Annotated in this window: 10 protein-coding genes; 4 read left to right on the top strand and 6 right to left on the bottom strand. The window is 62.9% G+C overall.

Annotated features, from left to right (window positions below):
• Nucleotides 1–13: 13 nt before the first annotated feature.
• The gene (locus ACMQ11_RS06585) at nucleotides 14–535 is read right to left on the bottom strand and encodes an STM3941 family protein (protein WP_418991967.1); all 522 of its coding nucleotides are present in this window, start codon (nucleotides 533–535) and stop codon (nucleotides 14–16) included.
• A 194-nt stretch (nucleotides 536–729) separates the two neighbouring features.
• Between ACMQ11_RS06585 and ACMQ11_RS06590 the strand changes: the two genes are divergently transcribed.
• The 4 genes from ACMQ11_RS06590 to ACMQ11_RS06605 all read left to right on the top strand — a co-directional run bounded on the left by ACMQ11_RS06590 (nucleotide 730) and on the right by ACMQ11_RS06605 (nucleotide 4,466).
• Nucleotides 730–1,848, top strand: a complete 1,119-nt coding sequence (locus ACMQ11_RS06590) for an MBL fold metallo-hydrolase (RefSeq protein ID WP_418991968.1) — start codon at nucleotides 730–732, stop codon at nucleotides 1,846–1,848.
• 246 nt (nucleotides 1,849–2,094) lie between these two features.
• Nucleotides 2,095–2,532 (top strand): LexA family protein, encoded by a 438-nt coding sequence (locus ACMQ11_RS06595; RefSeq protein WP_418991969.1) that lies wholly within the window; start codon nucleotides 2,095–2,097, stop codon nucleotides 2,530–2,532.
• A gap of 42 nt (nucleotides 2,533–2,574) precedes the next feature.
• Nucleotides 2,575–3,837, top strand: a complete 1,263-nt coding sequence (locus ACMQ11_RS06600) for a Y-family DNA polymerase (RefSeq protein ID WP_418991970.1) — start codon at nucleotides 2,575–2,577, stop codon at nucleotides 3,835–3,837.
• Between the two features lie 5 nt (nucleotides 3,838–3,842).
• Entirely contained in the window at nucleotides 3,843–4,466 is a 624-nt protein-coding gene (locus ACMQ11_RS06605) for a CatB-related O-acetyltransferase (protein ID WP_418991971.1), read from the top strand.
• A gap of 35 nt (nucleotides 4,467–4,501) precedes the next feature.
• Here ACMQ11_RS06605 and ACMQ11_RS06610 read toward each other — a convergent pair whose 3' ends face one another.
• The 5 genes from ACMQ11_RS06610 to ftcD all read right to left on the bottom strand — a co-directional run bounded on the left by ACMQ11_RS06610 (nucleotide 4,502) and on the right by ftcD (nucleotide 11,905).
• Nucleotides 4,502–5,350, bottom strand: coding sequence for a bifunctional methionine sulfoxide reductase B/A protein (locus ACMQ11_RS06610; protein WP_418991972.1), 849 nt, complete (start codon nucleotides 5,348–5,350; stop codon nucleotides 4,502–4,504).
• Nucleotides 5,351–5,432: 82 nt separating this feature from the next.
• Nucleotides 5,433–6,674: an imidazolonepropionase gene (gene hutI / locus ACMQ11_RS06615; protein WP_418991973.1), complete on the bottom strand. Its 1,242-nt coding sequence runs from the start codon at nucleotides 6,672–6,674 to the stop codon at nucleotides 5,433–5,435.
• Nucleotides 6,658–8,148 carry a histidine ammonia-lyase gene (gene hutH, locus ACMQ11_RS06620; protein WP_418991974.1) on the bottom strand — a complete coding sequence of 497 codons (1,491 nt, stop codon included), beginning with the start codon at nucleotides 8,146–8,148 and terminating at the stop codon, nucleotides 6,658–6,660. Before hutH ends, hutI begins: the two co-directional genes overlap by 17 nt.
• 38 nt (nucleotides 8,149–8,186) lie before the next feature.
• The gene (locus tag ACMQ11_RS06625) at nucleotides 8,187–10,202 is read right to left on the bottom strand and encodes a urocanate hydratase (RefSeq protein WP_418991975.1); all 2,016 of its coding nucleotides are present in this window, start codon (nucleotides 10,200–10,202) and stop codon (nucleotides 8,187–8,189) included.
• Between the two features lie 2 nt (nucleotides 10,203–10,204).
• Nucleotides 10,205–11,905, bottom strand: a complete 1,701-nt coding sequence (ftcD, locus tag ACMQ11_RS06630; protein WP_418991976.1) for a glutamate formimidoyltransferase — start codon at nucleotides 11,903–11,905, stop codon at nucleotides 10,205–10,207.
• Nucleotides 11,906–12,019 lie beyond the last annotated feature (114 nt).

The following is a 12,019-nucleotide window of genomic DNA, read 5'->3' on the forward strand; positions in this document are numbered from 1 at the left end:
GTCGAAAGCCGCTTTATTTGGTGCGATACTGAGTGAGAATAGCGGTTCTTTCCGCCGCGTCCGCCTTTCGGAGCGAGTCGATCAGCGCAACCAGCCGCATGGAATTGATCTCCAGCCCGCTCGTGCGGATGTAGAGGGCCTTGACGCCCTCGCGGGCATAGATCCGGTCGAAGCGCCAGAACCAGGTCGGCGTGATGATTCCGGCCTTGTACCGGCGGTCGAGGAGCAGGCGGACGACGTACTGACCCCGGTAGTAGAAATCGTCGGCATGTTCGATCGCCTCCCACTCGATCTCCTCGCGGATCGAGAACGGTTCGGTAATGCCCCGTTCGGTGAGGATCAGGTAGGGCCTGCGGTCGAACAGCGAACCGAAACCGTAGATCAGCACGAAGACGGCCGTGATGACAAAGCACCACCCCAGGACGTCGTTGTCCATATATTGCAGCCACAGGCCGCCGCCCGCGCCGATCACAAAACCGAGGACGGTCACGACAACGGCTTTACGCCTGGATTTATGGAATAGCAAGCGGGTCATACTTATCGCATTTTATATAGGGAATTGCTGCAAATTCCAATCCAAGCCGGTGCAAGACCTCTGTTAGGGGACATCCGCACACGGTCATGCGCGTCCGGGCGGTGCGATACAGTGAAAAAGGTAGTAACAACCGGAATCGGGATAGCGGATTTTGCCGCCGACAGCGTACCTTTGCAGCAGTCAACTCCGAAAAAATGAGAAAAAAGATACGCCGTATGCTCTTGATCGTTTCGTGCATCTTCCTCGCGCTGGCACTGGCCGGTGCGTTAATCGTAAACCATCCGGTCTTCGGGCGCGCCCCACGCGGTGAACGCTTGGAACGCATCCGGCGCTCTCCGAATTTCCGCGACGGAAAGTTTCAAAACCTCCAACCGACCCCGCGCATCGTCTCCCGAAAAGGATTCGTCGGGACCATGCTGGACTTTCTGTTCAACAAACCGCCCCGGCTCTACCCCCGAACGGCTCTTCCGGCCGAGAAAGTCGATCTGCACGGGCTGGACCGCGACCAAGAGGTGCTGGTCTGGTTCGGGCACTCCTCCTGCTTCATCCAGAGCGGCGGCAAGCGGCTGCTGGTCGACCCGGTGCTCCGCAGCGGACTACCCATGTCGCTGCTCTTCAAACCGTTCCGGGGAATGGACAGCTATACGCCCGAGGCGATTCCGGCCATCGACTACCTCCTCATCACCCACGACCACATGGACCACCTCGACTACCGGACGGTGCGCGAGTTGCGGGAGCGCATCGCGCGGGTCGTTTGCCCGCTCGGTGTAGGCGAACACCTCGAACGCTGGGGCTATGATCCCGCGTGCATTACCGAGATGGACTGGGACGAGACGCTCGACGCGGGCGACGGGCTCACGATCCACTGCCTGCCGGCGCGGCACTTTTCGGGCCGGGGGCTGCATCCCAACTCGACCCTCTGGGCCTCGTTCCTGCTCGAAACCCCCACGCGGCGTATCTTCCTGGCCGGAGACGGCGGGTACGACACCCATTTCGCCCGGATCGGCCGCCGGTTCGCCCCCATCGACCTGGCCATCCTGGAAAACGGGCAGTACAATCCCGACTGGCGCACCATCCACCTGCTGCCCGGGCAGCAGGCGCAGGTCATCCGGGACCTCGCGCCCGGACGGGTCCTGACCGTACACCATTCGAAATACGCCCTGAGCAAGCACCCCTGGGACGAACCGCTGAAGAAGATCGCCGAGGCGGCCCGAAGCGAGGGCTTCCGGCTCGTAACCCCCAGGCCGGGCGAACGGGTCCATTTGGCCGATACGACGCAGCGGTTCGCCGCCTGGTGGGAAAATATCGAATAGGCTGCCTTGCCGGGCAGATGGTCCGGTCCATCGAGAGCGCATAACAGGCCACGGGGCGCAGCATTCGACGAGAACGACCGCGGGAACGGTTTTTGCGGCATTCGGGTCGCACTCTCTAAACCGACACCGCATGAGCCGTTTATCCATTCGCACCCCGCAGCCCGGTTCCAAGCCCCGAAATAATTTCGGGGCCGAAGCCCGATTATCCGGAATATTTTTGCAATTTTGTAACGTTGGGCCGTCATCATGGGCAAGCGGGAGATACGCCTGAGGTTTATCCGGCCCGACGCCGAATCGCACGTGGAGGTCCCGGTGGCTTCGAGCGGCGTCTCCGCGGGGTTTCCCTCGCCGGCGGACGACCACCTCGAACCGCCGCTCGACCTGAACCGTTCGCTCGTGCGTCATCCGGCCTCGACGTTCTTCGCGCGCGTGGACGGCGATTCGATGAAAGACGACTGCATCACGGACGGCGACCTGGTGGTGGTGGACAAGTCCGTGGAGCCCTACGACGGCTGCGTGGCGGTCTGCTTCCTCGACGGGGAGTTCACCCTCAAGCGCGTGCGGATGGAGGCGGACCGGATCGTCCTCATGCCGGCGAACAAACGTTACAAACCGATAGAAATCAGTAAGGACGACGACTTTTCGATCTGGGGCGTCGCCACCTATGCGATCAAAAAGATCTGACCCGCCAAGCGTGCAGGCGGGCCGGGAGAGAGTTCAAAAAACATGTACGGGCTCTGCGACTGCAACAACTTTTACGCCTCTTGCGAGCGCGTATTCCGCCCCGAACTGAACGGGCGGCCCGTCGTCGTGCTGTCGAACAACGACGGCTGCGTCATCGCGCGCTCGAACGAGGCCAAGGCCCTGGGGATCGCAATGGGCGCCCCCTACTTTCAGATTCAACGGCTGTGCGAGCAGAACGGAGTTCACGTATTTTCGAGTAATTTCGCGCTCTACGGCGACATGTCCAGCCGCGTGATCCGGACCCTGCAAGGCATGGTGCCCGCCGCCGAGGTCTACTCCATCGACGAGGCGTTCCTCGATCTGCGGGGAATCGACCTCGCGGAGCTGGACAGCCTGGGGCACCGCATCAGCCGCACGGTGCGCCGCAATACGGGCATCCCCGTGAGCATCGGCATCGCCCCCACCAAGACGCTGGCCAAGATCGCTTCGAAACTCTGCAAGCAGTACCCCAAGCTCCGGGGTGCATGCGTGATGCACCGCCCGGAGGACATCGAAAAGGTTTTGCGGCGATTTCCGGTCGAAGATGTCTGGGGCGTAGGCCGCAATTTCCGCCGCCTCTTGCACGGAGCGGGCGTTCGCTCCGCGTGGGATTTCACGCAGATGAACGACGTATGGGTTCGCGCGAAGATGGGTGTCGTGGGGCTGAGGACCTGGAAAGAGTTGCAGGGCGTGGCGTGCATCGATTTCGAAAATGCGCCGCAGCCCCGGCAGCATATCTGCGTCTCGCGCAGCTTCGCGCACGAGCTGACCGCATTCGACGAGGTCCATGCCTCGGTGGCGACGTTCACCTCGATGTGCGCCGGGAAGCTCCGCCGCCAGCAGAGTCTCTGCGCCGAGATGACGGTCTTCATCCTCACGAACCGCCACCGGGAGGAGTTGCCCCAGTATTTCGAGAGCGCGATCGTCCGGCCCGCGGTGCCCACCGACGACACGCTGGAGCTCGTGCCCCTGGCCTCGCAGGCGCTCCGGCGCATCTTCCGCCCGGGGTACGGCTACAAGAAAGCCGGGGTGATCTTCTCCGAGCTCTCTTCGCGCAGCGGCAGGCAGACCGATCTGTTCGATACGGTGGACCGCACGCGGCATGCCCGGCTGATGAGCGCCGTGGATGCGACCAACAAGGCCTACGGACGCAACAAGGTCGTGGTGGCCTCGCAGGGATTCCAGCCGCTGAAGATGAACCGGCAGCACCTGTCGCCCAACTATACCACCGACTGGCGGGATATTATCACCGTAAAAGCAACCTGAACGACATGAACCCGAAAATCTACCCCCGAACCAACGACCGGCAGACCGTCTATCTCGGCGCGGTCGTCGACAATCCGCTGATCGAGGTCGGAGACTACACCATCTACAACGATTTCGTCAACGACCCCACGCAGTTCGAAAGGAACAACGTGCTCTACCACTACCCCATCAACGGCGACCGGCTGGTGTTCGGCCGGTTCTGCTCCATCGCCTGCGGGGCCAAGTTTCTGTTCAACAGCGCCAACCACACGCTCCGGTCCCTTGCGAACTACACCTTTCCGCTCTTTTTCGAGGAGTGGGGCCTGCCGAAAGCCGAGGTCGCGTCGGCCTGGGACAACAAGGGCGACATCGTCGTGGGAAACGACGTGTGGATCGGCTACGAGGCGGTCATACTGGCGGGCGTGAGGATCGGCGACGGCGCCGTGATCGGTGCGCGGGCGGTCGTCACGCGCGACGTTCCGCCCTACACCATCGTCGGCGGGGTTCCGGCCCGGACGATCCGCCCGCGCTTCGACGAGCGGACCGCAGCGCGGCTACTCGAACTGCAATGGTGGAACTGGCCCGAGGAGCGGATATGCCGCAACCTGCGCGCCATCATCGAGGGCCGCGTGGACGAGCTGTCGGAATAGAAACCGGACCTCTCGGCAGGGGTCCGGTTTTGCGTTCAGAATCGCTTGGTATAGCTGTGGCAGTAGGGCTGCGTCCCCTTGCGCTGGTAGTAGTCCTGGTGATACCCCTCGGCGGGCCAGAACCGCGTGGCGGGCGTCAGGCGCGTCACCACGTCGTACCCCTTGGCCCGCAATTCGGCGATCAGCCGCTCGGCCACGGCCTGCTGCCCGGGCGAATTGTAGAAGATTTCGGAGCGGTACTGGTCGCCGATGTCGGGGCCCTGCCCGTCGGTCTGGGTCGGGTCGTGGATTTCGAAGAAGAGGCGCGCCAGCGTTTCATAGGAGACCTTCGCGGGATCGAACACCACGCGCACGGCCTCGGCATGCCCCGTGCGGTGGCTGCAAACCTGCTCGTAGGTGGGATTTTCCGTCCGCCCGCCCGTGTAGCCCGACTGCACGTCCAGCACCCCCGGAACCTGCGCGAGCATGTGCTCCACGCCCCAGAAACAGCCGCCGGCGAAGATCGCCGTGTCGGCCTTTTCCATCTTCGCGCCGGCAGGTTCGAAATCCAGCGACAGGGAGTTGACGCAGTGGCGCGTATTCTTGGGCGTGAAACCCTCGCCTGTAAAGACGTGGCCCAGATGGCCGCCGCACTCGGCGCAGGTGATCTCGGTACGCCGCCCGTCGGCGTCCGGCGTGCGCCGCACGGCGCCCGGAATTTCGTCGTCGAAACTGGGCCATCCGCAACCCGATTCGAATTTATCGGACGAACGGTACAACGGCGCACCGCACTGGCGGCAGCGGTAGGTGCCCGCCTCCTTGTGTTCGTAATAGCGTCCAGTGAACGGAGCTTCGGTGCCCTTGTCCACGATTACGTGCTTTTCTTCCGGTGTCAACGGTTTCATATTCTGTGCATTGAGGGCCATGCTTACGAGCAGGGCCGTACATATAACAATCAGTCGCATATGTCGGCTGCCTGGACAAAAACTACGCCACGACCTCCTCGCCCGCGAGGAAAATGCGCCGGATAAGCGGCGTCTGGTAGGCATACGAAAAGAACTCGACCGAGGGCATCGGCCGCGTGAGAAAGAAATTGGCCACCTTGCCCGCGGTGATCGAACCGTAGTCGCGCGCCAATCCCATCGCATAAGCGCCGTTGAGCGTGGCGGCGTTGATCGCCTCCGCCGGAGTCATCCGCATCCGGATCGACGCCAGTGATACCACCATGCGCATATTGCCCGAGGGCGACGAGCCCGGGTTGTAGTCCGACGCCAGCGCCACGCCCAGCCCGCGGCGGATCATCTCGCGGGCCGGAGGATAGTCCATACCGAGGAAGAATGCCGCACCGGGCAGCAGTGTCGGCATGGTCGCCGAGCCGCGCAGCGCCTCGATCTCCTCGGCACCCATCCGTTCGAGGTGGTCGACCGAAAGGGCCTCCTCCTCGACCCCGACCTGCACGCCGCCCGAGACGGCCAGTTCGTTGGCATGAATCTTCGGTTGCAGACCCAGCCGGCGGGCCGCCTTGAGGATGCGGCGGGTTTCGCTGACGCGGAAGAACCCGCGGTCGCAGAATACATCGACGAAATCGGCCAGGCCCTCGGCTGCCACCGCAGGCAGCATCTCGTCGATAATCAGATTTACATACTCCCCCTGGCGGCCGATATAGTCGCGGGCCACGGCGTGTGCGCCCAGAAAGGTGGCACGCACGGCCAGCGGCGCCGTCTGCCGAATGCGGCGGATGACCCGCAGCATCTTCAGTTCGTCGGCAGTTGTCAGGCCGTAGCCGCTCTTGATCTCCACGCAGCCCGTGCCCATGCCGATGATCTCGCGGACACGCTCCATCGCCTGTTCGTACAACTCCTCCTCGGAGGTGTTGTGCAAGAGGTCCGCCGAGTTGAGAATACCCCCTCCGCGGCGGGCGATCTCCTCATAGGAGAGACCGTTGATCTTGTCCAGAAATTCCTGCTCGCGGCTGCCGGCATAGACCAGGTGGGTATGCGAGTCGCAGAACGAGGGAAAGAGCATCCCGCCGCCCGCATCCACCGTGCGGTCCACGGCCATCTCGCCGCAGTCGTCCATGCGGCCGAACGCCGCAATGCGGTCGCCCTCGGTCAGCAGCCACGCATCGTCCAGCGTGCCGAGCGCGGCCATCTCCCCGCCGCACAGCCGCAGCCGGCCCGAGGTCTCGATGCCGACAATCTTGCCGATGTTCCTAACGAGCGTTCTCATGGCGCAGGAATTGAACCGAGGATTCGATATGGGGGTACATGACCTCGTCGTTGCGGATAAAGGGTACATGGTGCCGGTAGTCGGCGAGCAACTGCTCGATCGGCTCCGACGAGCGGGCCGGGCGGCGGAATTCGAGTGCCTGGGCGGCGTTGAAGAGCTCGATGGCCAGCACGCGCTCGGTGTTGCCGACCACGCGGTAGAGTTTGGTGGCGGCGTTCGATCCCATGCTCACATGGTCCTCCTGCCCCTGCGACGAGGGAATCGAGTCGACCGAAGCGGGCATCGAGAGCCCCTTGGACTGGCTGACGATCGACGCCGCGGTGTACTGCGGGATCATGAAGCCGCTGTTCAGCCCCGGTTCGGCCACCAGAAAAGCCGGAAGCCCCCGCGTCCCGGAGATCAGCTTGTAGGTGCGCCGCTCGGAGATATTGCCCAGTTCGGCCAGCGCAATGGCCAGAAAATCCATCGCAAGGGCGATGGGCTGTCCGTGGAAATTTCCCGCCGAGACGACCAGGTCCTCCTCGGGAAAGACCGTCGGATTGTCCGTCGTGCTGTTGATCTCGGTCGTGAGCACGCTTTCGGCGTAATCGATCGTGTCTTTCGAGGCCCCGTGGACCTGCGGAATGCAACGGAACGAATAGGGGTCCTGCACATGCTGCTTGGGCCGGGCGATCAGCTCGCTGCCCGCTAACAGCCGGCGGATGTTGCGCGCCGTCGCAAGCTGGCCCCGGTGCGGCCTGATCCGATGCACCTCGTCCGCGAAAGGTTCGATGCGGCCGTCGAACGCATCGAGCGACAAGGCGCCGATCGTATCGGCCCATGCACTCAGGCGGAGGGCCTGAATGAGCGACCAGACACCGTAGGCGCTCATGAACTGCGTGCCGTTCAAAAGGGCCAGTCCCTCCTTGGATTGCAGCTCCAGCGGCTGCCATCCCAGTTCGGAGAGCACCTCCCCGGCCGGACGCACCTGGCCCTTGTACTCCACCTCACCCAGGCCCAGGAGCGGCAGGCTCATATGGGCCAGCGGCGCCAGGTCGCCCGAAGCGCCGAGCGACCCCTGCTGGTAGACTACGGGCAAAATATCGCGGTTGAAAAACTCCACGAGCCGCTCGACCGTGGCCAGCTGCACGCCCGAGTGGCCGTAGGAGAGCGATTGAATTTTAAGCAGCAGGATGAGTTTGACGATCTCCGACGGGACGCGCTCGCCCGTGCCGCAGGCGTGGGACATGACCAGATTTTTCTGCAACTGCGCCAGCCGGTCGCGGTCGACGGAGATATTGCACAACGAGCCGAAGCCGGTGGTGATGCCGTAGATGGGCCGCTCGGGATTCTCCATCTTGCGGTCGAGGTACTCGCGGCAGCGAACGATGCGCTCGCGGGCGTCTTCGCTCAAAACAAGCGACAGTCGGCGTTCGAGGATTTCGCGGACACGGTCTATCGAAAGGTGGTCCGCCGTGATATGGTGAGGTTCCATACAATTCACAATTCAAATTTCATAATTAACAATTATAGCTACTCTTCGAGGGCTTTCCTGACAATTTCGTCGTCTGCCGCGTTGGGCAGCGTGACCCGCAGGCCGGGCGTGCGTTCCATTTCGCGCCGAATGGCCGACAAGGCGCCCTCGTTGCGGGCCCAGCTGCGGCGGGCAATGCCGTTGTTGACGTCCCAGAACAACATGTCGCGGATGCGGCGGTCGGAATCCCCGGAGCCGTCGATCATCATGCCGAAGCCGCCGTTGATGACCTCGCCCCAGCCCACGCCGCCGCCGTTGTGGATCGAAACCCACGTCGCACCGCGGAACGCATCGCCGATGACGTTCTGAATGGCCATGTCGGCCGTCCGGGAAGAACCGTCGTAGATGTTCGACGTTTCGCGGTAGGGCGAATCGGTGCCCGACACGTCGTGGTGGTCGCGCCCCAGCACCACGGGCGCCGAGATGCGGCCGTCGGCGATGGCACGGTTGAAAGCCTGCGCGATCTTCGTGCGTCCCTCGGCGTCGGCATAGAGAATGCGGGCCTGCGAGCCGACGACGAGGCGGTTGCGGCCCGCTTCGCGTATCCAGTGGATGTTGTCGTCCAGCTGTCCCCGGATTTCGTCGGGAGCGGTTCGGCGAATCTCCTCCAGCGCTTCGGCGGCCAGGCGGTCGGTGGTTTCGAGGTCCTCCGCACGGCCCGAGGTGCAGACCCAGCGGAACGGCCCGAAGCCGTAATCGAAGAACATGGGGCCCATGATGTCCTGCACGTAAGAGGGATAGCGGAAACGTCCGCCCTCGCCCATCACGGCGGCCCCAGCGCGCGAGGCCTCCAGAAGGAACGCATTGCCGTAATCGAAGAAATACATGCCCGCGGCGGTCAATTTGTTGATGGCGTCCACCTGGCGGCGCAGCGACTCCTGCACGCACTCGCGGAAACGCACCGGCTCCTCGGCCATCATCTTGTTCGAAGCCTCGTAACTCAAGCCGACGGGATAGTAGCCGCCCGCCCAGGGGTTGTGCAGCGAGGTCTGGTCGGAACCCAAATCCACTGGAATCTGCTCAGCGGCCAGCCGCTCCCAGAGGTCCACGACATTGCCCACATAGGCCAGCGAGACGACCTCCTTGTCCGCTACGGCCCGGCGGATGCGCGGAATGAGTTCGTCGAGCGACTCGTGCAGTTCGTCGACCCACCCCTGCTCGTAACGTTTCCGAGCTGCCTTGGGATTGATCTCGGCCGTAACTGAAACTACACCCGAGATATTTCCGGCCTTGGGCTGCGCTCCGGACATGCCGCCCAGACCCGAGGTGACGAACAACATGCCGCGCGGATCGGTGCGGCCGTCGGTGAAGCGTTTGCGCGCAGCGTTCATCACCGTGATGGTCGTGCCGTGGACGATGCCCTGCGGACCGATATACATGTAGGACCCGGCGGTCATCTGCCCATACTGCGACACCCCCAGGGCGTTCAGGCGCTCCCAGTCGTCCGGCTTCGAATAGTTCGGGATCACCATGCCGTTGGTAACCACCACGCGCGGCGCGTCGGGATGCGAAGGGAACAGTCCCAGCGGATGACCCGAATACATGGCAAGGGTCTGTTGGTCGGTCATCTCCGACAGGTATTGCATGGTCAGTCGATACTGCGCCCAGTTCTGGAACACGGCGCCGTTGCCCCCGTATGTAATCAGTTCGTGCGGATGCTGCGCCACTTTCGGGTCGAGGTTATTCTGGATCATCAACATGATGGCCGCAGCCTGACGGCACCGGGCCGGATAGTGGTCGATGGGCCGGGCGTACATGTCGTAATCGGGACGCAGGCGGTACATGTAGATGCGCCCGTACTTGCGCAGCTCCTCGGCAAACTCCCGGGCCAGCACGGCGTGATGTTTGGCGGGAAAGTAACGCAGGGCGTTTCGCAGCGCCAGCGCCCGCTCCTCGTCCGAAAGGACGCTCTTGCGTTTGGGAGCATGGTTGATCTGTTTGTCGTAGGCTTTGGCGGCAGGCAGCCGATCGGGAATACCTGCGCGGATGTCGTTCTGAAATTCGGTCAGTGTCATATCTATCCTATTTTTTGTTCGACGATCTCCAGCACCTCCCGTTCGAGCCGCACGGCGTCCTCCGCAAGGGCATTCGCCTCGGCAACAAGCGCTTCCGCTTTGGCACGGTCTTTCAGCCCGGCGGCATTGATCTTCACGTTCAGCAAAGCCCCCAGCACGGCGCTGCGGGCCGCCAAAGCGCCCACTCCTGCATCCGACACCGAATTTGGGTTACCCTCCGAGGCCATTGTCCGCACGATTTCAAATACTTTCGAAGCGGCCTTCATCGTCCGCAGCGGCACCTCGGTGGCATAGAGGGTGGCCGCTTCGAGAGCCGCACCGCGGGCGGCTTTCTCCTCGTCGGTGGTTTTGGGCATGGCGAATACGGCCATGATGCGGTTGAAAGCCTCCGTGTCCTCATCCACCAGATGCAGCAGTTCCGCAAGCAGCCTCTGGCCCTTTTCGGCCCAGTCCGAGAACTCCTCCCAGCGGTCGTCCCAGCCGGCCTTGTGCGCCGAAAGGTTGGCGACCATCGCACCCAAAGCCGCGCCCAGAGCCCCCATGTAGGCCGCGATCGAGCCGCCGCCGGGGGCGGGCGATTCGCTGGCCGTCTCTGCGGCAAAATCCTTGCAGGTCATGTCGATAAGCCGCTTCCTTCGATCTTCCGCTTCCAGCAGGTATTCGATCACCTTCTCCTCGGGTTTGAACGGTTTCAGATCGTCGAGCCCCATCGACTTGACGGCGATGCGGACGATCTCCTCCTCGGCGATACCCGTCGAGCGGTGCTGCTTCCCCAGAAAATAGCGTCCCGCATCGAGCAGCGCCCGTTTGGGAACAAGCCCCACGATCTCGGTGCCCGTGACCCGAACGCCGCGGGCGTCGGCCTTGCGGCACACCTCGTCGAAAGCCGCGTGCAGCGGTGTAGTGGCAATGTCGGTGATATTCATCGAGACCTGGGCGATGCCGTACTCCTCGATAAACCAGCCGATGGCTTTTGTAGCTTTGAGCGTCCCGGGCTGCATGACCGGATTTCCGGAGACATCCTTGACGATCTTCCCCGTTACGGGATTGCCTTCGCGGACCGGACGCCCCTTTTCGCGCACGTCGAACGCAATGGCGTTGGCCCGGCGCGTAGAGGTGGTGTTGAGGTTGAAATTGACAGCGATCAGAAAGTCCCTGGCGCCGACGGTCGTGGCACCCGTACGGGCCACGCCCTCGTCGAAGGGCCGCGCACCGAAATCGGGAGCCGACTCCCGGTGCGCCAGCTTTTCGGGCAGCGCCTCATACTCGCCCGCCCGGCAGACGGCCAGGTTGCGCCGCTGGGGCGTAAACGCGGCGGCTTCGTAGCAGTAGGTCGGGATGCGCAACTCGTCTGCAATGCGTTGGGCCAGTGTACGGGCCAGGGCGGCACACTCCTCGAGCGTGATGCCTGCAATGGGAATCAGCGGCAGCACATCGGTGGCGCCCATGCGGGGATGCGCCCCCTTGTGGCTGCGCATGTCGATCAGCTCGGCGGCCCGCTTTACGCCCTGAAAAGCGGCCTCCACAACCGCTTCGGGCTCGCCGACGAACGTAACGACAGTACGGTTGGTAGCCTCGCCGGGATCCACGTCGAGCAGCTTCACGCCGCCCGAAGTCTCGATGGCGTCAGTGATCTGCCGGATGACGTTCCGGTCGCGCCCCTCGCTGAAATTGGGCACGCATTCTACGATTCTTTTCTCCATATGGGTTATCTATTGGATTCTTATGCTTCAAATATAGCGATTTTTTCTCAGATCAGCGATAAATCGTAACGGGAAAACCGCCCTAATAAAAAAAACAGAAAGCCCGCCGCAGGT

The sequence above is a fragment of the Alistipes sp. genome, assembly GCF_048465575.1.
GTDB lineage: Bacteria > Bacteroidota > Bacteroidia > Bacteroidales > Rikenellaceae > Alistipes.

Bases quoted from the DNA above. Each gene is read 5' to 3' on its own strand.
- ACMQ11_RS06600 (WP_418991970.1), top strand. From the start codon at position 2,575: ATGTACGGGCTCTGCGACTGCAACAACTTTTACGCCTCTTGCGAGCGC.
- ACMQ11_RS06590 (WP_418991968.1), top strand. From the start codon at position 730: ATGAGAAAAAAGATACGCCGTATGCTCTTGATCGTTTCGTGCATCTTC.
- hutH (WP_418991974.1), bottom strand. From the start codon at position 8,148: ATGGAACCTCACCATATCACGGCGGACCACCTTTCGATAGACCGTGTC.
- ACMQ11_RS06610 (WP_418991972.1), bottom strand. From the start codon at position 5,350: ATGAAACCGTTGACACCGGAAGAAAAGCACGTAATCGTGGACAAGGGC.
- ACMQ11_RS06605 (WP_418991971.1), top strand. From the start codon at position 3,843: ATGAACCCGAAAATCTACCCCCGAACCAACGACCGGCAGACCGTCTAT.
- hutI (WP_418991973.1), bottom strand. From the start codon at position 6,674: ATGAGAACGCTCGTTAGGAACATCGGCAAGATTGTCGGCATCGAGACC.
- ACMQ11_RS06625 (WP_418991975.1), bottom strand. From the start codon at position 10,202: ATGACACTGACCGAATTTCAGAACGACATCCGCGCAGGTATTCCCGAT.
- ftcD (WP_418991976.1), bottom strand. From the start codon at position 11,905: ATGGAGAAAAGAATCGTAGAATGCGTGCCCAATTTCAGCGAGGGGCGC.
- ACMQ11_RS06595 (WP_418991969.1), top strand. From the start codon at position 2,095: ATGGGCAAGCGGGAGATACGCCTGAGGTTTATCCGGCCCGACGCCGAA.
- ACMQ11_RS06585 (WP_418991967.1), bottom strand. From the start codon at position 535: ATGACCCGCTTGCTATTCCATAAATCCAGGCGTAAAGCCGTTGTCGTG.